The 21,348-nt window shown below is 72.7% G+C and carries 17 protein-coding genes; 8 read left to right on the top strand and 9 right to left on the bottom strand.

Annotation, left to right across the window (positions count from 1 at the left end; genetic code table 11):
• Positions 1–39: 39 nt before the first annotated feature.
• The 6 genes from AMPC_RS16925 to AMPC_RS16950 all read left to right on the top strand — a co-directional run bounded on the left by AMPC_RS16925 (position 40) and on the right by AMPC_RS16950 (position 7,902).
• On the top strand, positions 40–3,012 hold the full coding sequence (locus AMPC_RS16925) for an ATP-binding protein (protein ID WP_248342594.1): 2,973 nt from the start codon (positions 40–42) through the stop codon (positions 3,010–3,012).
• Between the two features lie 116 nt (positions 3,013–3,128).
• Positions 3,129–4,271 carry an ABC transporter substrate-binding protein gene (locus AMPC_RS16930; RefSeq protein WP_248342595.1) on the top strand — a complete coding sequence of 381 codons (1,143 nt, stop codon included), beginning with the start codon at positions 3,129–3,131 and terminating at the stop codon, positions 4,269–4,271.
• A 188-nt stretch (positions 4,272–4,459) separates the two neighbouring features.
• Positions 4,460–5,353 (top strand): branched-chain amino acid ABC transporter permease, encoded by an 894-nt coding sequence (locus AMPC_RS16935; RefSeq protein WP_248342596.1) that lies wholly within the window; start codon positions 4,460–4,462, stop codon positions 5,351–5,353.
• 5 nt (positions 5,354–5,358) lie between these two features.
• A complete protein-coding gene (locus tag AMPC_RS16940; RefSeq protein WP_248342597.1) occupies positions 5,359–6,420 on the top strand; it encodes a branched-chain amino acid ABC transporter permease in 1,062 nt (353 codons plus the stop codon).
• Entirely contained in the window at positions 6,413–7,168 is a 756-nt protein-coding gene (locus tag AMPC_RS16945) for an ABC transporter ATP-binding protein (RefSeq protein ID WP_248342598.1), read from the top strand. Before AMPC_RS16940 ends, AMPC_RS16945 begins: the two co-directional genes overlap by 8 nt.
• Positions 7,168–7,902 carry an ABC transporter ATP-binding protein gene (locus AMPC_RS16950; RefSeq protein WP_248342599.1) on the top strand — a complete coding sequence of 245 codons (735 nt, stop codon included), beginning with the start codon at positions 7,168–7,170 and terminating at the stop codon, positions 7,900–7,902. Before AMPC_RS16945 ends, AMPC_RS16950 begins: the two co-directional genes overlap by 1 nt.
• A 20-nt stretch (positions 7,903–7,922) precedes the next feature.
• Here AMPC_RS16950 and AMPC_RS16955 read toward each other — a convergent pair whose 3' ends face one another.
• From AMPC_RS16955 to AMPC_RS16975, 5 genes are all read right to left on the bottom strand, one after another.
• Positions 7,923–8,675, bottom strand: coding sequence for a molybdopterin-dependent oxidoreductase (locus tag AMPC_RS16955; protein ID WP_248342600.1), 753 nt, complete (start codon positions 8,673–8,675; stop codon positions 7,923–7,925).
• Positions 8,672–9,334: a cytochrome b/b6 domain-containing protein gene (locus tag AMPC_RS16960; RefSeq protein WP_248342601.1), complete on the bottom strand. Its 663-nt coding sequence runs from the start codon at positions 9,332–9,334 to the stop codon at positions 8,672–8,674. The genes AMPC_RS16955 and AMPC_RS16960 overlap by 4 nt, the downstream gene beginning before the upstream one ends.
• 127 nt (positions 9,335–9,461) lie before the next feature.
• Positions 9,462–10,262: an ABC transporter permease gene (locus AMPC_RS16965; protein WP_248342602.1), complete on the bottom strand. Its 801-nt coding sequence runs from the start codon at positions 10,260–10,262 to the stop codon at positions 9,462–9,464.
• The gene (locus tag AMPC_RS16970; RefSeq protein ID WP_248342603.1) at positions 10,259–11,008 is read right to left on the bottom strand and encodes an ABC transporter ATP-binding protein; all 750 of its coding nucleotides are present in this window, start codon (positions 11,006–11,008) and stop codon (positions 10,259–10,261) included. The genes AMPC_RS16965 and AMPC_RS16970 overlap by 4 nt, the downstream gene beginning before the upstream one ends.
• Positions 11,005–11,697 carry an aspartate/glutamate racemase family protein gene (locus AMPC_RS16975; RefSeq protein ID WP_248342604.1) on the bottom strand — a complete coding sequence of 231 codons (693 nt, stop codon included), beginning with the start codon at positions 11,695–11,697 and terminating at the stop codon, positions 11,005–11,007. Before AMPC_RS16975 ends, AMPC_RS16970 begins: the two co-directional genes overlap by 4 nt.
• 146 nt (positions 11,698–11,843) lie before the next feature.
• Here AMPC_RS16975 and ettA point away from each other — a divergent pair, with 146 nt between their 5' ends.
• Both ettA and AMPC_RS16985 read left to right on the top strand, forming a co-directional pair.
• Entirely contained in the window at positions 11,844–13,508 is a 1,665-nt protein-coding gene (gene ettA / locus AMPC_RS16980; protein ID WP_248342605.1) for an energy-dependent translational throttle protein EttA, read from the top strand.
• 57 nt (positions 13,509–13,565) lie between these two features.
• Positions 13,566–14,471 (top strand): NAD(P)-dependent oxidoreductase, encoded by a 906-nt coding sequence (locus AMPC_RS16985; RefSeq protein ID WP_248342606.1) that lies wholly within the window; start codon positions 13,566–13,568, stop codon positions 14,469–14,471.
• Between the two features lie 108 nt (positions 14,472–14,579).
• On the opposite strand, the gene AMPC_RS16990 is transcribed toward AMPC_RS16985, so the two are convergent.
• The 4 genes from AMPC_RS16990 to AMPC_RS17005 form a co-directional block, all read right to left on the bottom strand.
• A complete protein-coding gene (locus AMPC_RS16990; protein ID WP_248342607.1) occupies positions 14,580–16,211 on the bottom strand; it encodes a nuclease-related domain-containing DEAD/DEAH box helicase in 1,632 nt (543 codons plus the stop codon).
• A 94-nt stretch (positions 16,212–16,305) separates the two neighbouring features.
• The gene (locus AMPC_RS16995) at positions 16,306–17,355 is read right to left on the bottom strand and encodes an ADP-ribosylglycohydrolase family protein (protein WP_248342608.1); all 1,050 of its coding nucleotides are present in this window, start codon (positions 17,353–17,355) and stop codon (positions 16,306–16,308) included.
• 72 nt (positions 17,356–17,427) lie between these two features.
• Positions 17,428–17,841, bottom strand: a complete 414-nt coding sequence (locus AMPC_RS17000) for a bacteriohemerythrin (RefSeq protein WP_248342609.1) — start codon at positions 17,839–17,841, stop codon at positions 17,428–17,430.
• 202 nt (positions 17,842–18,043) lie between these two features.
• On the bottom strand, positions 18,044–21,082 hold the full coding sequence (locus AMPC_RS17005) for a methyl-accepting chemotaxis protein (RefSeq protein WP_248342610.1): 3,039 nt from the start codon (positions 21,080–21,082) through the stop codon (positions 18,044–18,046).
• Between the last annotated feature and the right edge of the window lie 266 nt (positions 21,083–21,348).

A 21,348-nucleotide genomic window follows, 5' to 3' on the forward strand; every position in this document is an offset into this window, starting at 1 on the left:
CGGCAGCGAACCACTCGAACGAGACCGGAGAGAGACCGAATGGCTCCCACCACCGACTGGTACCAGGACAACCCGCTCACCCACCGCGACCGCCGCCTCGCCGCCTCGGCCTCGGAGTGGGCGCGGTCCTTCGCCTGCGAGGACCTGAAGCCGCTCATCGTCTGCCGCGGCCCCATCCGCAAGGAGGCGATGGACGTCTTCGACGAGATGGGGATCACCCACTACGGGATCCTCCTCTCCGAGAAGGACTCGATCGTCTACCCGAACGCCCTCGCGCCCGAGCTCCGGCAGCTCACCGACAACCGGCGCGTCCACCGGCTCCCCGACTACACCGGCGCGAGCAAGGAGGAGCGCGTCGAGCGCATGCACCAGATCGTGCAGATCGCGCACGACAACGGCTACGACTCGATCTTCGCCGGCTACGGCTTCATGGCCGAGGACGAGGAGTTCGTGGCCACGGTGGAGAAGGCGGGCCTCAAGTTCATCGGCCCCAACTCCGAGATCCAGGCCCGCGCCGGCAAGAAGGACGAGGCGAAGCGCACCGCGCTCGAGGTGGGCGTGAGCGTGACGCCGGGCGTGAACGACGTCTCGGCCCGCACGCTGCTCAAGAAGCTCCCCACCCGCAAGAAGCTCCTGCTGGTGGTGGAGGCGCGCGAGCTCGAGTGCGACCCGGCCATCGTCAACGACGAGAAGGCGCCGCTCGAGGTGCTGGCCGAGCACGTGCTGCAGGGGTGCTACGCCAAGGGCATCGACATGTTCACCATCGAGGAGCTGGCCGAGCAGGTCCAGCACGAGGTGGCGACCATGTTCCGCGACCACCCGGCCAGCCGGGTGCGGCTCAAGGCCATCGGCGGCGGCGGCGGCAAGGGGCAGCGCATCCTCGGCGCCAGCCTCCTCTCCCACCCGAACCCGACGGCGGAGCAGATCGAGCTGGCGGCGGCCGACGCGCCCGCGGCGGTCCGCGAGATCCTGAACGAGGTGAAGGCCACCGGGGTCGGCGACAACAAGAACGTCCTCATCGAGCTCAACATCGAGCAGACCCGCCACAACGAGATCCAGCTCCTCGGCAACGGGAAGTGGTGCGTCTCGCTCGGCGGCCGCGACTGCTCGCTGCAGATGCACGAGCAGAAGCTGCTCGAGGTCTCGGTGACGCAGGAGGCGCTCGCCGCCGCCGCCGCCCGCGCCCAGGAGGCCGGGAAGGACGAGGAGGCCCGCGCGCTCCTCACCGACCTCGAGATCCTGAAGCGGATGGAGGCCGACGCGGCCCGCTTCGGCGAGGCGGTCGGGCTCGACTCCGCCTCCACCTTCGAGTGCATCGTCGATCGCGACCGGTACTACTTCATGGAGGTGAACACCCGGATCCAGGTGGAGCACCGGGTGACCGAGCTCTGCTACGCGCTCGAGTTCGCGAACCCCGACGACCCCGCCGACACCTTCCGGGTGGAGTCGCTCGTCGAGGCGATGGCCCTCATCGCCCGCCACGGCGCGCGGCTCCCGAAGCCGCGGCGCGTCCCGCGCTTCGCCGCCGCGGTGGAGGCGCGCCTCAACGCCACCGACGCCTCGCTCTCCCCGCACGCCGGGGGCCTCATCCGCTACTGGTCCAAGCCCGTCGAGGGCGAGATCCGCGACGACCAGGGCATCTGCCTGCCCAACCCCGACACCGGCAAGTTCATCCGCTACCGCGTGGCCGGGGCCTACGACTCCAACATCGCCCTCCTCCTCACCAAGGGCGAGGACCGGCTCGACAGCTACCAGCACCTCGCGAAGGTGCTCGGGTACATGCGCATCCGCGGCGTGAACCTGGCCACCAACCTCGAGTTCCACTACGGGCTCGTGAACTGGTTCATCGGCCAGAACGTGATGGCGAAGCCGACCACCCGGTTCGTGGTCCCGTACCTCACCCTGCTCGGCCGCCTCAAGGAGGAGGCGAGCAAGGTGGACCCGACCTTCGGCTTCGTGGAGATGAAGAAGCACTACGCGCGGCAGGCCGGCGTCGAGTACCCGGGCGACCCGGCCATGGCCAAGGCGGTGGCGGAGGTGCTCGACCGCAAGAGCACGCTCCTCACCCGGCCCATCCTCCGGCTGCTCGAGGACCCGCACCTCTTCGCCGGGTGGCTCAGCCTCTTCCGCCACAACTACCGGATCGAGGACGGCCGGCTGATCTGGATCCGCAACGCCCTCGGGGTGCTCAACGACACCTACGAGTACCTCAACATGGTGCACGACCCGAAGGCCCCGGCGGCCGAGGTCATCTGGCAGCACGACCACGAGCTCATCCAGAAGCCGCTGCGCTTCTACCAGCAGCTCCGCCACACCTTCGGGCTCGAGCGGCAGGAGTACTACAAGCTCGACGAGATCCTGCGGAACGAGGCGCCGCAGGGCGGCTACGACGCCGACACCTGGGCCCACATCCGGGCGGCCCACTTCGGCTTCCAGTCGGGCAACGAGCTCCTCGGCATGCTCTTCATGCTGGCCGAGAAGGTCCGGTTCTTCGACTTCCGGGTGGAGGAGAACCTGGACGTCACCATCCCCGAGTACCTCAACGACCCCGAGCTGCAGGCGCGCATGAAGAAGGTGCTCGTGCCCCCGCCGGCCACCAAGGCCGACGAGATCGTGGCGGTGTGCGGCGGCATGTACTACGGGCAGGAGGCCCCCGGCCGCCCGCGCTTCGTCCACGAGGGCATGCACTTCGAGAAGGGCCAGCCGCTCTACATCATCGAGGTGATGAAGATGTTCAACACGGTCCGGGCGACGTTCTCCGGGACCGTCGAGAAGGTCCTCATGACCGGCGGCGACGGCACCATCGTCCAGAAGGGCCAGCCGCTCTTCAAGATCGTGCCCGACGAGAAGTTCGTGGAGGTCGATCCGAAGGAGGTCGAGCGCGAGCGCCGCGCCCGCACCGGCGAGTACCTCAAGGCCGTGCTCACCACCTTCGCCGAGAAGTTCTCGGCGTCGGAGCAGCGGGCCGAGGAGAAGCGCGCCCCCCGGGCCGGCCGGCTCAAGGCCGTGTAACCGCTGCGCATCCCGGCCGATCGGCCGCAGGGAGTGGGATGGCCCCGCCGAGGGTTGGCGGGGTCGTCCATTGTGGTACCCTGCGCGCCGAATTCAACCCAGGCCAGGAGGCCGGAATGCGCAAGATCTCCCTGCTCCTCTCCCTCGCCGCGATCTTCGCGGCGACCGGCTGCAAGTCGTCCAAGCCCACCACGGTGAAGATCGGCATCTTCGAGCCGATGACCGGCGCCAACGCGGCCGGCGGCGCGATGGAGGTCGAGGGCATCAAGCTCGCGAACCAGCTCTATCCGACCGTCAAGGTGGGCGACAAGGAGTACAAGATCGAGCTCGTCCTCGCCGACAACAAGTCGGACAAGGTCGAGGCCGCCAACGCCGCCCAGCGCCTCGTGGACCAGGACAAGGTGAACGTGGTCCTCGGCTCCTGGGGCTCCTCGCTCTCCATGGCCGCCGGCCCGATCGTGAAGGACAAGAAGATCCCGGCCATCGCCATGTCGGCCACGAACCCCCTCGTCACCAAGGGGAACGACTACTACTTCCGCGTCTGCTTCATCGACCCGTTCCAGGGCACGGTGATGGCGAACTACGCGGCCAAGGACCTCAAGGCCAAGAAGGCGGTCATCATCCGCGAGGTCTCGAACGACTACTCGGTGGGCCTGGCCAAGTTCTTCGCCGACAGCTTCAAGAAGCTGACCGGCGACGAGAACGCCATCCTCGGCGAGCTCAACTACAACACCAACGACCAGGACTTCACCGCCCAGCTCACGACCCTCAAGTCGATGAAGCCGGACGTGATCTTCGCGCCGGGCAACTACACGGAGAGCGCCCTCATCATCAAGCAGGCCCAGGAGCTCGGCATCACCGCCCCGTTCCTCGGCGGCGACACCTGGGAGGCCCCGGAGTTCATCGACGTCGGCAAGAAGGCCACCGAGGGCGCGGTGTTCTCGACCTTCTTCGCCACCGAGGTGCCGATCACCGACACCAGCAAGACCTTCCTCGACGCCTACCGCAAGCAGTACAGCAAGGAGCCCGCGGCGGTGACCGCCCTCGGCTTCGACGGCTACCTCGTGGCCCGCGCGGCCATCGAGAAGGCCGGCAGCCTCGAGGGCGCCAAGATCCGCGACGCCCTCGCCGGCGTGCAGGCCTTCCCCGGCGCGGCCGGCCTCATCACCTTCGACCAGAACCGCGACGCCACCAAGAGCGCGGTGATCAAGACGGTGAAGGGTGGGAAGTTCACCTACCTGACCACGGTGCAGCCGTAGTCCGCCCAGGACGCACGGCCATTTCTCGCTGACCTCGGCGGCGGCGCCTCCCTCCCCCTCCGCGAGGGGGAGGGCAGGGGAGAGGGTGCCGGCGGTCTGCCGCTGGCATCCCGCCGCCCGCCCGGTCGCCTGGAGCGGGGGACCCCGGTTGGTCCCCCGCTCTCGTTTCAAGTAGTCTGCGTGCCCTCATGACGCTCGCGCTCTTCCTCCAGCACCTCGCGAACGCCCTCGCGCTGGGGAGCCTCTACGCCCTCATCGCCATCGGCTACACGATGGTGTACGGCATCCTCCGGCTCATCAACTTCGCGCACGGCGACCTGTTCATGCTCGGCGCCTACCTCGCGTTCTACGGGGTGGCGCTGTTCGTGATGCCCTGGTGGGCCACCTTCGCCATCGCCATCCTCGTCACCGCGCTCCTCGGCGTGGGGCTCGAGCGCGTCGCCTACCGGCCGCTGCGCGACTCGCCCAAGATCTCGGTGATGATCAGCGCCATCGGCGCCTCGTTCCTCATCGAGAACGTCGCCATCGTGCTCTTCGGCGGGCGCCCCAAGGGCGTCACCGTCCCCGACGTCTTCAACGTGAAGCTCTCGAGCCACGGCGTGAGCGTCATGTCGGTGAGCGTGGTGATCCCGGTCTTCACCTTCGCCATCCTGGCGGTGCTGCTCTGGATCGTCGGCAAGACCCGCACCGGCATGGCCATGCGCGCGGTCTCCACCGACCTCGACGCCGCGCGCCTCCAGGCCATCGACGTGAACCGGATCATCTCGTTCACCTTCGGCTCGGGGTCGCTGCTCGCCTCCTTCGGCGGCATCCTCTGGTCCTACAAGTACCCGCAGCTGAACCCGCTCATGGGCGTGATGCCGGGCCTCAAGTGCTTCATCGCCGCCGTGATCGGCGGCATCGGCAACATCCAGGGCGCGGTGCTGGGCGGCTTCCTGCTCGGCGGGATCGAGCTCCTCACCATCGCCTTCCTGCCCACCCTGACCGGCTACCGCGACGCCTTCGCCTTCGTGCTCCTCATCGTGGTGCTGCTGGTGAAGCCGGCCGGGCTCCTCGGCAGCCGCCAGGCGGAGAAGGTGTGACGCCCATGCGACTCGCGCGCAACCACCTCTACTCCCTCGCCGCCACCGCCGCCTTCCTGGCGCTGCTCGTCGCCGGCGACCTCTGGTTCGACTCCTTCAGCCTGCGGGTCTGGAACCTCTGCGCCATCTACGTGGTCCTGGCGCTCTCCCTCAACCTCGTGAACGGGTTCACCGGCCTCTTCTCGCTCGGCCACGCCGGCTTCATGGCGGTGGGCGCGTACACCTGCGCCCTCCTCACCATGACGCCCGAGCAGAAGGAGATGAACTTCTTCCTCGCGCCCATCGTGCCCTGGCTGGCGCACGTGCACCTGCCCTTCCTGCCGGCGCTGCTCGCGGCCGGGATCGTGGCCGCGGCGCTCGGGTTCCTCATCGGCGCCCCGGCGCTCCGGCTCAAGGACGACTACCTCGCCATCGCCACCCTCGGCTTCGCCGAGATCATCCGGGTGGTGCTCACCAACACCCAGAGCCTCACCAACGGCGCGCTCGGCCTGAAGGGCCTGCCGATGTTCTCCACCACCTGGGTGGTCTGGCCCTGCGCCGCGCTCTCGGTGGCCTTCATGGTGCTCCTCACCCGCTCCAGCTACGGGCGGGCGATGAAGGCGGTGCGCGACGACGAGATCGCCGCCGGCGCCATGGGCATCGACGTGTTCCGGGTGAAGGTGGTGAGCTTCGCCGCCTCGAGCTTCATGGCGGGCGTGGGGGGCGCGCTGCTCGGCCACCTCCTCACCACCATCGACCCGAAGATGTTCACCTTCATGCTCACCTTCAACATCCTGCTGGTGGTGGTGCTCGGCGGCATCGGCTCCATCACCGGCTCGGTGATCTCCGCCGTCGCGGTGACCGTCGGCATGGAGGCGCTGCGCTTCCTCGACGGGCCGCTCGACTTCGGGATCTTCGCCCTCGAGGCCCGGCCCGGGCTGCGGATGGTGGTCTTCTCGCTGGTGCTGATGGGCGTGGTGCTGTTCCGGCAGCGCGGGCTCATGGGCAACCGCGAGTTCTCCTGGAGCATGCTGTCGCGCGCCGGCCTCCTGCCGCGGACCGCGGAGGGGAGGGACGGCCATGCTTAGGACCGAGGGCGTCACCATGAAGTTCGGCGGCCTCACGGCCGTCTCCGAGCTCTCCCTCGACATCGGGAAGGGCGAGATCGTCGGCCTCATCGGGCCGAACGGCGCCGGCAAGACCACCGCCTTCAACGTCATCACCGGCGTGACCCCGCCCACCGAGGGGAAGGTGTTCTTCAAGGGCGAGGACGTCACCGGGCTGGCCCGGCACCAGGTCACCCGCCGCGGCATGGCGCGCACCTTCCAGAACATCCGGCTCTTCAAGGACCTGTCGGTGCTCGAGAACGTGCTCGTGGGCTGCCACCTCCAGATGGACAGCGGCCTCTTCGCCTCCACGCTCCACCTGCCCGGCTACCGGCGCAAGGACCGGGAGGCGCGCGCCTTCGCGATGGAGCTCCTCGCCGAGGTGGGCCTCGCCGGCGAGGCGGGCGAGCTCGCGGTGAGCCTGCCCTACGGCAAGCAGCGGCGGCTCGAGATCGCCCGCGCGCTGGCGACCAGGCCGGCGCTGCTCCTCCTCGACGAGCCCGCGGCCGGCATGAACCCGCAGGAGTCGGTGGAGCTGATGCACTTCATCCGCAGGATCCGCGACCAGTTCGACCTCACCATCCTGCTCATCGAGCACCACATGCAGGTGGTGATGGGCATCTGCCAGAAGCTCTGGGTCCTCGAGTACGGCGTCACCATCGCCCAGGGCGATCCGGCCGCCATCCAGCGCGATCCCAAGGTGATCGAAGCCTACCTGGGGGTGGAGTGATGCTGAAGGTCGAAGGGCTGTCGGTCCACTACGGCGGCATCCACGCGCTCCAGGGCATCGGCCTCGAGGTCCCGGACGGCAGCATCGTCAGCCTCATCGGCGCCAACGGCGCCGGCAAGAGCACCACGCTGCGCTCCGTCGTCGGGCTGGTGAAGCCGACCGCCGGCACGGTGAGCTGGAACGGCGAGACGCTCACCGGGCTCCCCACCCGCGAGATCGTGAAGCGCGGCGTCTGCCTCGTGCCCGAGGGGCGGCGGGTGTTCCCGAACCTCACCGTGGACGAGAACCTCACGCTCGGCGCCTACTCCCGGAGCGACAAGGCCGGCATCGCCGCCGACCGGAAGAAGGTGTTCGGCTTCTTCCCGCGGCTCGAGGAGCGGGCGAAGCAGAAGGCGGGCACGCTCTCCGGCGGCGAGCAGCAGATGCTGGCGGTGGGGCGCGCGCTCATGACCCGCCCCAAGATCCTGATGATGGACGAGCCGTCGCTCGGGCTCGCGCCGCTGGTCGTGAAGATGATCTTCGGCATCGTGCGCGCCATCAACCAGGAGGGCGTGACGGTGCTGCTCATCGAGCAGAACGCCAAGGCCGCCCTGGAGATCGCCGACCACGGCTACGTGCTCGAGACCGGCCGCATCATCCTGCAGGGCCCGGGCAAGGAGCTCCTCGCGGACGACCGCGTGCGCAGCGCCTACCTGGGCGAGGCGGCGGCCGCCACGGCGGCGCGGGCGACCTGAGCGGTCCGGCCGGCGACGCCTCACACGCCGGCGAACCACTCGTAGCCCTGGTCCTCCCAGTAGCCGCCGCTGCGTTCCGGGAGGAAGCTCACCTCGGTGAGGTACTTCACCATCTTGTAGCCGAGCTTCACGGCCGAGTAGAGCCGCAGCGGCGCCCCGTACTCCATCGCGAGCGGGGCGCCGTTCATGCCGTAGGCCAGGATCGTCTGCGGGTGGAGCGCGCTCTCCAGGTCCCACGACGACCAGTAGCCCGCGTCGAACGAGCGGAACTCGACGTAGCGCGCCCGCGGGTCGGCGCCCGCGAGGCGGGCCACCTCCGAGAGCCGCGCCCCCTGCCACGACGCCACCGCCGACCAGCCCTCGACGCAGTGGTGGCGCACCCGCACGCTGGTGCGCGGGAGCCGCTGCAGGTCGGCGCCCGAGAGGAGGAGCGGCCGGGCGACGAGCCCGCCCACCCGGAGCGCCCAGCCGGCGGGGGCGGCCGGGAAGGCGCGGGAGATCTTGTAGGCGGGGAAGTCCTCGGGCGCGGTGTCGTCCTCCTCGGGGAGCTCGGGGGCGAGCCGCTTCGGGTCGAAGAGCGCCCGCTCGAAGCGCTCGTTGAGCCGCTCCATGGCGCCGAGGAAGCCCGCGCGCGGGCGGGCGCTGTCGCAGGCGAGGCCGCCGAGGGCGAGGAGGCCCGCCGAGCGGAGGCCGGCGGCGAGGAAGGCGCGGCGCGAGGGGTCCGGCCGCGGCGGGCCGAAGGGCGCGAGCGGGGAGGGGCGGCGCCGGCTCACGTCGGACCCCCCTCGTGCCGCGCGCGCCGGCCCACCGTCATGTCCACGAGCGTGCGCGGGTGGAGCGCCACCTGGACCACGTGCACCACGGTGAAGGCCGCCAGCGCGACGAGCACGCCGAGGTGGAGCGCGCGGGCGAGGTCGTAGCCGCCGAGGAGCGCCGTCAGCCGGGGGAGCTGCACCGGCTTGAAGAGCGCGAGTCCCGTGAGCACCAGCAGCGGCGCGGTGGCGAGCACGCCGGTGTAGGCGAGCCGTTGCATGCCGTTGTAGAGGCCGTGCTCGCCCGGCGCCGCCCGGCGCAGCCGGAGGTCGTGGAGCAGCGTCTCCCAGGCGTTCCGGGCGTCGCGCCGCGGGAAGAAGAGCCGCCGCCGCCACTCGCCGCTCGCGACGAAGTAGGCGAGGTACACGAGCGCGTTCAGCACGAACAGCGAGGCGAAGGCGAAGTGCCAGTGGCGCGCGCCGGCGAGCCAGCCGCCCAGGGTGAGGAAGGCGGGCGGGCGCGTCCCCTGGAACGGGACCCAGCGGTACTCCTCGCCCACCGCGCCCAGCATCGGGTGGGCCGCGAGGATCCGCAGCCCGCTCCCCGCCATGATCGCGAAGAGGACCAGGTTCGCCCAGTGGGTGAGCCGGATGAGTGCGGGCTGGGTAGGACGCGCCACGGCGGCGAGCCATAAGCCGCACGGCTTCCCGCGCGCCCGGCCACGCCGGGGCGTGGCCCGGTCGCGAGAGCGCGCCGGGGCGTGGCGCGGTGGCGGGCGCGCCGGGGGCGGACCCCCCGGGCGGTGCTCAGCTCTCGGCGCTGTAGCGGGCGAGGTGCCCGCTCCGCACGGCTGCGCGATAGACGGCCGCGAAGAGCCACGCCGCCGCGAGCAGCCAGAGGAGCGAGAGCCCGGCGCCGGTGGCGAGCGCCCGGCCGGAGGCGCGGCCCCCGGCCGCCACCGCCCGCAGCGACTCGAACACGTACGCCGGCGGCAGGGCGCGCGAGACCGCCCGCATCCAGGCGGGCAGCGTGGCGAGCGGGTAGAAGACGCCGGCGAAGGGCGAGAGCACCGCCGGGATGGGCCAGATGAGCCACTCGGCGGAGGGGCCGAGCCGCAGCACGATGGCGCACCCGAGCACGCCGAGGGCGATGCCGAACAGGAAGAGCACGCCCAGGAAGCCGGCCACCGCCGGGCCGTACGCCGCGAAGGAGAGGCCGAAGGCGGCGCGCGCCACCGAGACCATCACCAGCACGCCCACCGCGCTCGTGGCCACGCTCGAGAGCACGAGCCCGGCGAGGTACTCGCCGAGCGTCAGCGGGCTCGAGAAGACGTTGAGGAAGTTTCGGCTCCAGACGTCCTCGAAGAACGCCATGGTCACGCCCTGCATCACCCGGCCGAAGAAGTCCCAGAAGAGCACCGCGCCGAGCAGCACCGGCACGAAGCTGAAGCCCGAGCCGGCCACGGCGTCGAGGTAGCGGGTGATGAAGCCCCAGAGCACCACGTCGATCGCCACCCAGGCGAAGAGCGGGATGAGGCGGGCCGGGTTGCCGCGCAGCAGGTAGAGCTGGCGGAGCAGGATGGCGCCGACGCGCCCGGGGCCCTTCACGAGGCCTCCTGGAGCGAGAGCGGCTCCCGCGCCACCGCCACGAAGAGGTCCTCGAGGGTGGCCTTGCCGTGCTCGGCGGGCAGCGTGCGGGGGTCGCCCTCGAGCAGGATCCGGGCGTGGGAGAGGAAGAGCACGCGGTCGCAGACCTCCTGCACCTCGTACATGTTGTGGGAGGTCCAGAGCACCCCGCCGTGCCCGGCCGCCGCGAAGGCGCGGATGCGGGCGCGCACGTCGCGGGCCGTGGCCGGATCGAGCGAGGCGGTCGGCTCGTCGAGGAGGAGGAGCCGGGGCCGGTTGAGGAGCGCCTTCGCGAGCGCGACCCGGGTCTGCTCGCCCGAGGAGAGCACGCCGCACTTGGTGCGCCGGAAGCGGGCGAGGTCGAGCTCGGCGATCACCTCGTCGATGCGCCGCGAGAGCGCCGCGGTCCCGTAGAGCAGACCGAAGATGCGCAGGTTCTCCTCCACGGTGAGGTTCCCCGGGAGCGGCGCGTAGACCGCGGCGAAGTTGGTGCGCGCAAGCGCCTGCGAGCGGTGCCGGGCGAGGTCGCAGCCGTCCACCACGATCCGGCCGCTGGTCGGCGCGAGCACCCCGAGCACGGTGCTGATGGTGGTGGTCTTGCCGGCGCCGTTCGGGCCGAGGAGCCCCACCGTCTCGCCGCGCGCCACCTGGAAGGTGAGCCCGTCCACGGCGGCGCTCTCGCCGTAACGCTTGCAGAGGGACTCGACCGAGAGGACCGGCTCGCTCACCCGAGGGCCCGCTCCACCGCGGCCCGCGCGTGCAGCTCGGTGGTGTCGAAGAGGGGCACCGCCAGGTCCGCCTGCTGCACCAGCATGCCGATCTCGGTGCAGCCGGCGACGACCCCCTCGGCCCCCTGGGCCACGAGCGCGCCCATGACCTCGAGGTAGCGGGCCTTCGAGCGCGGCTCCACCTTCCCGAGCACCAGCTCCTCGAAGATGACCCGGTGCACCTCGGCGCGGTCCGCCGGGCCCGGCACCAGCACCTCGAGCCCGTGCCGCTCCTCGAGCCGGCGCCGGTAGAAGTCCTGCTCCATGACGTAGCGGGTGCCGAGGAGCGCCACCTTCCGCAGGCCGGCCGCCCGCACCGCCTCGGCGGTGACGTCGCCGATGTGCAGCAGCGGGACGTTCACGCCGCGCAGGGCCCGATCCGCCACCTTGTGCATGGTGTTGGCGCAGATGAGGAGCAGGTCGGCGCCGGCCCGCTCGAGCCCGAGCGCCGCCCGGTTGAGGAGCGCGCCGGCCTCCTCCCAGCGGTCGGCGCGCTGGAGCGGCTCCACCTCGGCGAAGTCCACCGAGGCGAGCAGGCAGCGGGCCGAGTGGAGCCCGCCGAGCCGCGCCTTCACCTGTTCGTTGAGGAGCCGGTAGTAATGGGCCGACGACTCCCAGCTCATGCCGCCGATGAGGCCGATGGTCTTCACGTCGCGCTCCTCCCGGCCGCCAACATAGCGCAGGCGGGCGGGCCGCTGCGGCGGGACGGGCCCGCGGTTAATCCGTCGGAGTTGTCGCCGGGCCGGATTCGGGTACTCTCTCGCCCCCGCCGGTCCCCCCGAACGCCAGGAACGCCATGCCCCAGTACGTGATGTCGATGCTCCGCGTGAGCAAGATCGTCCCGCCCAAGCGGCAGATCATCAAGGACATCTCCCTCTCGTTCTTCCAGGGGGCCAAGATCGGCCTCCTCGGCCTGAACGGCGCCGGCAAGTCCACCGTGCTCCGGATCATGGCCGGCGCCGACGAGGAGTTCGAGGGCGAGATGACCCGCCAGGCGGGCGTCCGCGTGGGCTACCTGCCGCAGGAGCCGAAGCTCGACGGCGAGAAGACGGTGCGCGAGGAGGTCGAGGGCGGGATGGGCGAGGTGGCCGACGCCCAGAAGCGGCTCGAGGAGATCTACGCCGCCTACGGCGCCCCCGACGCCGACTTCGACAAGCTGGCGGAGGAGCAGGCGCGGCTCGAGGCGGTCATCGCCGCGGCCGGCGCCGACACCGGCAACCAGCTCGAGATCGCCGCCGACGCGCTGCGCCTCCCGCCCTGGGACGCCGTCATCAAGCACCTCTCCGGCGGCGAGAAGCGGCGCGTGGCGCTCTGCAAGCTGCTCCTCGCGAAGCCGGACATGCTGCTCCTCGACGAGCCCACCAACCACCTCGACGCCGAGTCGGTGGAGTGGCTCGAGCAGTACCTCACCCGCTTCCCCGGCACCGTGGTGGCGGTGACGCACGACCGCTACTTCCTCGACAACGCGGCCGAGTGGATCCTCGAGCTCGACCGCGGCCGCGGCATCCCGTGGAAGGGCAACTACTCGAGCTGGCTCGACCAGAAGGAGCAGCGGCTCGAGGTGGAGGCGAAGCAGGAGAGCGCGCGCATCAAGGCGATGAAGGTCGAGCTCGAGTGGGTGCGCCAGAACCCGAAGGCGCGGCAGGCGAAGAGCAAGGCCCGCCTCTCCCGGTTCGAGGAGCTCTCCAGCGTCGAGTACCAGAAGCGGAACGAGACCCAGGAGATCTTCATCCCGGTGGCCGAGCGGCTCGGCGACCAGGTGGTCGAGTTCAAGAACGTGAGCAAGGGCTTCGGCGACCGGCTCCTCATCGACGACCTGTCCTTCATCGTCCCGCCGGGCGCCATCGTCGGCATCATCGGGCCGAACGGCGCCGGCAAGTCCACGCTCTTCAAGATGATCACCGGGGCGGAGCAGCCCGACGCGGGCGAGGTGAAGATCGGCCAGACGGTGAAGCTCGCCTTCGTCGATCAGAGCCGCGAGAACCTCTCCTCGGGCAAGACCGTGTTCGAGGAGCTCTCCGGCGGCCGCGACCTCATCCAGGTGGGCCGCTTCGAGATGCCGAGCCGCGCGTACATCGGCCGGTTCAACTTCAAGGGGGCCGACCAGCAGAAGGTGGTCGGCACGCTCTCCGGCGGCGAGCGCGGCCGGCTGCACCTCGCGAAGACCCTCATGACCGGCGGCAACCTGCTGCTGCTCGACGAGCCGTCGAACGACCTCGACGTGGAGACCTTGCGCGCGCTCGAGGACGCGCTCCTCGAGTACGCCGGCTGCGTGATGGTCATCTCGCACGACCGCTGGTTCCTCGACCGCATCGCCACCCACATCCTCGCCGCCGAGGGCGAGTCGAAGTGGACCTTCTTCACCGGCAACTACCAGGAGTACGAGGCCGACAAGCGGCGGCGGCTCGGCGAGGAGGGGGCCAAGCCGAAGCGGATCCGGTACAAGCCGATCCACCGGTGAGGGGCTGCGCCTTCTCCCGCCGCGCCCCCGTGCACACGTTCCCGCCGGAGGCACGGCATGGACGTGGGGTTCGTGGGGCTGGGGGCGATGGGGCAGGGGATGGCGCGGAGCCTGCTCCGGGCCGGGCACCGGGTCTCCGTCTGGAACCGGTCCCCCGCCAAGGCCGAGGCGCTGGCGGGCGAGGGGGCGCAGGCGGTCCGGTCGCCCGCCGAGGCGGCCCGCGGCGGGCTCGCCATCACCATGGTGGCGGACGACGCCGCGCTCGAGGCGGTCACCTCCGGCGAGGACGGCGTGCGGGCCGGGCTGCCGCGCGGCGGGCTCCACCTCTCGATGAGCACCGTCTCGCCCGCGACCACCGCCCGGCTCGCGAAGGCGCACGCCGCGGCCGGTCAGGCGCTCCTGGCGGCGCCGGTCTTCGGCCGACCCGACGCGGCCGCCGCGGCGAAGCTCTTCGTCCTCGCCGCCGGCCCGGCCGACGCCCTGGAGCGGGCGCGGCCGCTCCTCGAGGCGATGGGGCAGCGCGTCTTCCCGCTCGGCGACGACCCGGCGCACGCGAGCCTGGTGAAGCTCACCGGGAACTTCCTCATCACCACCGTGATCGAGGCGCTCGCCGAGGCCTGCGCCCTCGTCGAGAAGGGCGGGATCCCGCCGGCGCGGCTGGTCGAGATCCTCACCCAGTCGCTCTTCGCGGCGCCGGTCTACCAGGGCTACGGGAAGACGCTGGTGGAGGAGCGCTTCTCGCCCGCCGGCTTCGCGCTGCCGCTCGGGGCCAAGGACAACCGGCTGCTGCTGCAGGCCGCGGAGGCGGCCGGCGTCCCCATGCCGCTCGCGAGCCTGGTGCGCGACCGGATGATCGCGGCGCTGGCGCGCGGCTGGGCCGACCTCGACTGGTCGAGCTTCGGGCGGCTCTCGCGGGAGGACGCCGGGCTCGCGAAGGGGCCGCCGGCGCGGGCCGGGACCTGAGCCGCGGCGTCATCCGCGCGCCACCCTCGGCACCGCGAACGGCACCGGCTCGCCCTCGAGCAGCGCCGCCTCGGCCCGCCCCGGCGCCCCCCCCCCCCGCGCTCGCGCTCAGGTTTCCAGGAACCGGCGCAGGACCGGATCGCGCGCCAGCCGGTCCCGCGGGGCCACGATCCGGGCGGTGACCAGGGCCCGGGTGAGCGCCACGTAGCTGCGCACGCCGGGCTGCGACACCTCGCCCTCGGGGAGGTCGGTGAGGAGGACCGCCGGGCGCTCCAGCCCCTTCCAGCGGAGGAAGGTGTCGGCGACGAGCCGCTCCGGCGCGTCCGGGGCGTCGGCGCGGACCACCTCGTGCCGCCCGATCCGGCCGGTCTCGTGGAGCACCCCCGGGACCGACTGCCCGCGCAGGGAGACGATGGCGACGTCGCCGGGAGCGAGCCCCGCGCCCAGGAGCCGGTCCACCTCGTCCGCCAGCTTGTCGCCCACGCTGGTGGCGCTCGGCGCCTGCACGAAGCGCAGCGACCCCTCGGCGAACGCGGCGCGGATGGCCGCCTCCTCGTAGGGTGCCCCGGCGTAGACGTTGGCGAGGTCCTGGATGCCGGGCGGGCAGCGCTGCCCCCGGGTGAGCAGGAACGGGCGCCCGAACAGCTCGACCGGCGGCTTGCGGCTCGGCCAGAAGGTCTGGGCCGGGTCGTGGAACCCCCAGAGCCGCCTCCCGCGCGAGAGCCCCTCGAGCAGGAACCAGGCCTCGTCCTGCAGGTCCTGCGCCTCGTCCACGATCACGGTGTCCCAGCGGGCCTCGCAGAGCTCGGAGGCGCGCAGCAGGACGGCGTTCCAGAAGGGCGCGTCGAGCGGGCCGTCGGGCTGGCGCGGGCCGTCGGCGGCGTCCACGAGCTGCTTCGCGAGCCCGCTCACGGTGTGCACCTCCACGCCCGTCCCGGCGAGCCGCTCCGAGAGCCAGCGCGAGAGCGGGGCGGTGAAGCAGAGGAGGAGCACCTTCTGGCCGGAGGCGGCGGCCCGGCGCGCCGCCTCGGCGGCGAGCAGCGTCTTGCCCGACCCGGCGCCGCCCCGCACGAGGAGCCGCTCGCTGGCGAGCAGGTTGTCGAGGGCGAGGAGCTGCAGCGGGTCGAGCTCGAGCCGCCGCGCGTTCACCTCGCTGGCGCGGGCGCCGAGCGAGAGGCAGGGGACGGCGGTCTCGCCCCAGTACCGGTGGAGCCGGTCGATCCACGCCCCGAGCGCCTGGCCCGGGGCGGGCAGGGCGCGCTCCGCCACCCGCGGCAGCGCCTGCTCGAGCCAGCCCAGGTCGCGTCCCGAGAGCACGACGCCGGCGAGGTCGTCCTCCGTCGGCCCGCGCTCGAAGTCCACGTCCGGGAAGCAGACGGCGGCGCCGAACGCCGGGGCCTGGCACCCGTCCTCGCCGAGGCGACGCGAGAGCTTGCGCAGGAAGCCGTTCGCCTGGTCGAGCGGGGCGGGCGACATGGGCGCGCCGTTCTGCAGCCAGATCCCGTCGCGCTGCTCGACCCGTCCCCCCTTCACCTCGAGGACCAGGAGCCCGCGCTCCGGGTGGGCGAGCACGAAGTCGCCCTCGCCGAGGACGCCGTCCCGGGTGCGGATGCGCAGCGAGTGCCAGGCGGTCCAGCCCGGCGGGAGGCCCTTGCGGAGCGCCCGGTGGACGGCGTGCTCGGCCTGCGAGAGCGTGGGCCGGAGCCCTTCGGCGGGGTAGAGCCGGACCGTGGGTGGCATTCGCGGAGAGTACGGCACCGGCCCGGCGGGGCGCCATGATCCGGCTCACGCACGGGCGCGTCCGGAGGGTGCGTAGCATCCATCGCCCGGCCCGTCACCCCGCCACCAGCTCCAGCAGCAGCCTCGGATGGTAGAGGTCGCGCAGCGGCCCGGGCTCGTCCGCGAGCGCGCCGAGCACGCGCGCGGCCCAGGGCTCGGGGATGGCGCCGTCGCCGTGGAGCGCGCCCAGGAGCGCGCCGGCGATGGCGCCGTTGGTGTCGGCGTCGCCGCCCCGGTTCACCACGTCCACGAGGCCGGCGCGCAGGTCGGGCGCGTGCAGGAGCTCCCAGAAGGCGAGCCGGAACGCCACCCGGACGAAGCCCTGGCGCTCGTGCAGGTGCAGCTCCGGGCCGTACAGGCCGGGGTCGTCCTGCGCCGCGCGGGCGAGGTCCTCCTCGAGCGCGGCCCGAGCCTCCTCGACGAGCGGCTCCGGGAGCCCGGGCAGCGCGGCGATCGCCTGGGCGGCCGGGGCGAGCTCGGCGCGAGCGGACTCCAGCACCGCCTGCGGCGAGCGCGCCTTCCCGCTCACCGCGGCGCCGATGGCGGCGTCGAAGGCGGCGCAGGCGAGCTGGCAGCGCGGGTCGTAGTGGGTGAGGGCCGAGTCGAGGAGCGCCGCCTCCCGGCGCGCCGCCGGCTGCAGGGCGAAGGCGACGCCGATCGGCGCGGTGCGCATGAGGGAACCGTTGCCGGCGGCGCGCAGGCCGCGGTCCGTCCAGACCTTCCGGCCGGCCTCTGCGGGCGCCGCGCCGCCGGCGAGGAGCCCGAGCACCTCGCGCGTCTGGGCGCCGGCGTCGAAGGCGTGCTCGAGCCAGGCGACGTAGCGCGCGGCGAGGTCGGCGACGTCGAGCCCGCCGCGCGCCCGGAGCGAGGTGGCGAGGCAGGTGGCCATCTGCGTGTCGTCGGTCACCTGCCCCGGCGCGACCGAGAACGGGCCGCCGCCCACCACCTCGGCGTGCGGGCCGAGCGCCAGCGCCGGGAAGGGGATCCGCGGCGCGACCACGAACTCGAGCGTGGTGCCGAGGGCGTCGCCCACGGCGAGCCCGAGCAGGGCGCCGCGCGCGCGGGACCGGGCGGGACCGGAGAGGGGAGGGTTCGCGGTGGTCATCGACGCCTCGCGGCTCGGGACGCGACCATTGTACGCCCGGCCCGGACACGGAGTCCGGGGTCGATTCGGCCCCTAGGTCTCGGTCCGGATCGCCTGCCGCGAGCGCGCCGGCCTCGGCCGCTCCGGGTGGGCCCGCGCCGTCCACTCCAGGTAGCGCCGGTCGCTGCCGGTGGTGTGGTTGACGAGCCACCCGCGCAGGAACGCCGCCGAGGCGGCGCTCAGGTCGCCGTCCATGGTCTCGAGCTCCGCCAGGAAGGCGGCGTGCTCGGCGCGGTGCTCGGGGAGGTCCGGGTACCCGCGCCACGCGAGCATCCGCTCCTCGTCGGCGAAGTGCGCCCGGACCTGGCGCTGGAACTCCGCCAGCTCCAGCGCCGCGTCCGCCGGCCCGCGCTGCCGGGCGTCCATCACCCGGTGCAGCTGGTCGAAGAGCGCGCGGTGCTGGGCGTCGATGGTGGAGCTGGGTTCCCGTGGTCTGCCGCCGGCCATTCACTCTCCTGAGGATGGGACGCCATAGCGAGGATCGTGCCAGGCCGGATCGGCGGAACTGGGCCGATCTTGCCGGGCCGGGTGAGGGGTGGGGGGCGCCCCTGGGGCCGCCGCGGTGAGGCGCGGATCGACCCATCGGACCGCGCGTGCGGGGGCCGGGCGCGGGGGACGGGCGGCGCCCGCGCCGCGCCCGGCCGCGGCCTCAGAACTCGGAGACGAACGGGTCCGACTCGAGCGGGATGACCTCCTCGGGCGCGAGCGGGATGCCCTGGGCGGCGCGCGCCGGGGCGCGCTTCCGCCTGGGCTCGGGGAGGAGCGAGGGCGCGGGCTTCTGCGCGCGGGGCGCGGCCGAGGCCGCCGGCTGGCGCTGCGCCGGGAGCGCGGCCCTGGAGGGCGACGCGGACGAGGAGAGCCGGAAGGAGCCGACCATCGCCGCGAGCTCCTCCGACTGGCTCGAGAGCTCGCTCGCCGCCGAGGAGGACTCCTCGGAGCTGGCGGCGTTCTGCTGGGTCACCTTGTCCATCTCGGAGACGGCCTTGTTGAGCTGCTCGATCCCGGCCGACTGCTCCCGGGCGGAGGCGGCGATCTCGGCCACGATGTCGGTGACCTTGCCGATCGAGCCGACGATGCCGGCCAGCTCGCCCGAGACCTGGCGCGAGGTCTCGGCGCCCTCGGCCGCCTGCCGCACCGACTGCGCGATGAGCGCCTCGGTCTTCTGGGCCGCCTCCTTGCTGCGGAGCGCGAGCGAGCGGACCTCCTCGGCGACCACCGCGAAGCCCCGGCCGGCCTCGCCGGCCCGGGCCGCCTCCACCGCCGCGTTGAGCGCGAGGAGGTTGGTCTGGAAGGCGATCTCGTTGATGTCGCGGATGATGGCGGAGGTGCCCTCGGCGGAGGCGCGGATCTTGTCCATGGCGCCCTGCATCTGGGCCATCGCCGCCGCGCCCTGCTCCGCCGAGCCGCGCGCGCCGCGCGCCAGCGCGTCGGCCTGGGCCGCGTGCTCCGCGCTCCCCTTCGCCATCGCGGCGACCGACTCCAGGCTGGAGGAGGTCTCCTCGAGCGAGGCCGCCTGCTCGGAGGCGCCGCTCGCGACCGCCTGCGACGACGAGGCGATCTGGCCGGCCGCGCTCGACACCTGGCCCACCGCGTCCGAGACCTGCGAGAGCGCGGCGTCGAGCGCCTCGGCGGTGGCGTTGAGGGCGTACTGCAGCCGGGCGTGGTCGCCCGGGTACTCGCCCGACATCCGGGCGCGGAGATCGCGCGAGGCGAGCCGCTCGAGCGCGTCGGTCGCCTCGCCCACCGGGGCGAGCACCGCGTCGAGGGTGGCGTTGACGCCCTCGAGGGTCTTGCGGAAGGCCCCCTCGTGCCGGGCGGCCGCGGCGCGGGTCGAGAGCCGGCCCTCGACGGCGGCCTGCGCCAGCGCGCTCGTGTCCTCGACGAGCGCGCTCACCGCGGTGACGCACCGGTTGAGCGTCTGCTGCATCGCCACCACGTCGCCCTTCACCTGGTTGGTCCGGAGCGGCGGGAGCTCGCCGTGGGAGATCTTCTCGCAGTAGTCGGCCATCACCCGGAACGGCTTGAGGATGGCCTCGATGGTGTCGTTGACGCCCTGGATCACCGCCCGGAAGTCGCCGCGGTGGCGCGAGGCGTCGGCCCGGGCGGCGAAGTTGCCCTCGACCGCCTCCGCCGCGAGCGCCTTGCTGTCGGCCACCAGCGCGTTGACCGAGTCGATGCAGGCGTTGAGGTCGGCGGCGAGCTTGCCGAAGTCGCCGGCGTAGGCCTCCGAGATGCGCGGCGGGATCTCGCCCTGCGCGATGCGGGCCACCCGGGCGGCGGCCACCGAGAGCGGGCCGATGACCGCGTCGAGGGTGTCGTTCACGCCCTGCACCACGGCGCGGAACTCGCCCTGGTGGCGGGAGGCGTCGGCGCGGGTGGAGAGCTGCCCCGCCACGGCGGCGCGCGACAGCAGCTTCGCGTCGGACACGAGCAGGTTCACCGCGTCGATGCAGCGGTTGAGGTCGGCCTCGAGCTCGCCGAACTTGCCCTGGTAGCCGGCGGAGAGCCGCTCCGGCACGTCGCCGCGCGAGATCCGGTCCACGCAGCCGGCGGCCGCCTCGAGCGGCTGGACCACCGCGTCGAGGAGCCGGTTCATCCCCTGCATCAGCCGCGCGTGGTCGCCCTGGTAGCGGGAGGCGTCGGCGCGCACCTCGAGCCGGCCGGCGACGGCCGCCTCGATGAGCTGGTCCACGTCGGCGGAGCGCGCGTTGACGACCGCGATGAGCGCGTTGAGGCTGTCCTTGAGCCGGTTGAAGTCGCCGCGGTACGGGGCGCTGATGGGCGCGGCCGTCTCGCCGCGGGCGAGCCGGTCGGCGGTGTCGGAGGCGACGCCGAACGGGCCGGCGAAGGCGTCCATGGTGCCGTTCAGGGTCTCGACGATGGGCCGGAACTCCACCCCCACCGCCGTGGGCTCGCCGCGGACGTCGAGCCGCCCCTCGCGGACCGCCTCCCCGAGCTTCCCGGCCTCGGCCGCGAGCCCGCTCACGGTGCGGCCGATGCTGCGCTGGAGCAGCCAGGCCAGCGCGAGCGTCAGCGCGGCGCCGCCGAGGACCGTCGCGAGCACGAGCGCGTTGGCGAGCGCGGCGGTGGACTCCCCGTCCTTCTTCGCCGCCGCCACCTCGGCGCTCACCTCCTCCACGATCGGCGTCACCGCCGCCTCGTGCGCCACCAGGGCCGGGCGGATCGGATCCCAGGCCTCGAACAGGCGGCGCTCGGCGGCGCGGCCCTCCGGGCTCTCCTCGCCGTAGCCGCGCGCGAGGACCTGGTCCCGCGCGCGGGAGGCCTCGGCGACCCGCAGGGAGATCGCCTTCAGCTCCTGCCAGGGCGCCGCGCTCTGCTCGAGCTGGCGCAGCGCCGAAGCGTCCTGGGGCAGGGCCGCGAACTGCTTGCGCCCCTCCTCGACCGTCTTCAGCGCGCCGTCGAGCCGCTCGTAGAACGGGGCGCGCTTGGCGCCGTCGAGGTGCGGCACCATCAGGGCGTTCACCGCGCGCCCGAGCCGATCCTGCCCCTGCTGGATCATGGAGAGGGCCTGCCGGCTCGGGAACTTGTTCGCAGCCACCTCGTCGAGCCGGCCACGCACGCGGTTCAGGCTCGACCAGGAGAGCGCGCCGACCACCAGCGAGAGCGCGATGGCGACGAGGTACGAGAGCAGGATCTTCCGGGAGATGGTCAGGTTCGAGAACGACATGTCGCACCCGCGCCGGTTCGGCGCGCTCCATTTGCTGGCGATGTCCCCGCGGCACGAGAGCTCCTAGCGAGGCTCGTGCCAGCCAAAAGATCCCCGGGAATCGCGCAATCGCTGCGCGCGGGCATGGGTGTGGACGACGCCTGGGTCGGGAGTGACCGACCTGCCCCAAGGGTGGGCGATCTCTGGGTAAAGTCTGGCCGGGGCGGCGACGGACTTTCGCCGCGCGCTCGACCCCGAGAGACGCTGCGTTCCAGGCGAAACGACGC

The organism is Anaeromyxobacter paludicola (genome assembly GCF_023169965.1).
GTDB classification, from domain to species: Bacteria; Myxococcota; Myxococcia; order Myxococcales; family Anaeromyxobacteraceae; genus Anaeromyxobacter_B; species Anaeromyxobacter_B paludicola.

Excerpts from the sequence above, each read along its gene's own strand:
- ettA (WP_248342605.1), top strand. The coding sequence starts at position 11,844 with ATGCCCCAGTACGTGATGTCGATGCTCCGCGTGAGCAAGATCGTCCCG.
- AMPC_RS17005 (WP_248342610.1), bottom strand. The coding sequence starts at position 21,082 with ATGTCGTTCTCGAACCTGACCATCTCCCGGAAGATCCTGCTCTCGTAC.
- AMPC_RS17000 (WP_248342609.1), bottom strand. The coding sequence starts at position 17,841 with ATGGCCGGCGGCAGACCACGGGAACCCAGCTCCACCATCGACGCCCAG.
- AMPC_RS16930 (WP_248342595.1), top strand. The coding sequence starts at position 3,129 with ATGCGCAAGATCTCCCTGCTCCTCTCCCTCGCCGCGATCTTCGCGGCG.
- AMPC_RS16940 (WP_248342597.1), top strand. The coding sequence starts at position 5,359 with ATGCGACTCGCGCGCAACCACCTCTACTCCCTCGCCGCCACCGCCGCC.
- AMPC_RS16925 (WP_248342594.1), top strand. The coding sequence starts at position 40 with ATGGCTCCCACCACCGACTGGTACCAGGACAACCCGCTCACCCACCGC.
- AMPC_RS16995 (WP_248342608.1), bottom strand. The coding sequence starts at position 17,355 with ATGACCACCGCGAACCCTCCCCTCTCCGGTCCCGCCCGGTCCCGCGCG.
- AMPC_RS16990 (WP_248342607.1), bottom strand. The coding sequence starts at position 16,211 with ATGCCACCCACGGTCCGGCTCTACCCCGCCGAAGGGCTCCGGCCCACG.
- AMPC_RS16985 (WP_248342606.1), top strand. The coding sequence starts at position 13,566 with ATGGACGTGGGGTTCGTGGGGCTGGGGGCGATGGGGCAGGGGATGGCG.
- AMPC_RS16945 (WP_248342598.1), top strand. The coding sequence starts at position 6,413 with ATGCTTAGGACCGAGGGCGTCACCATGAAGTTCGGCGGCCTCACGGCC.
- AMPC_RS16950 (WP_248342599.1), top strand. The coding sequence starts at position 7,168 with ATGCTGAAGGTCGAAGGGCTGTCGGTCCACTACGGCGGCATCCACGCG.
- AMPC_RS16935 (WP_248342596.1), top strand. The coding sequence starts at position 4,460 with ATGACGCTCGCGCTCTTCCTCCAGCACCTCGCGAACGCCCTCGCGCTG.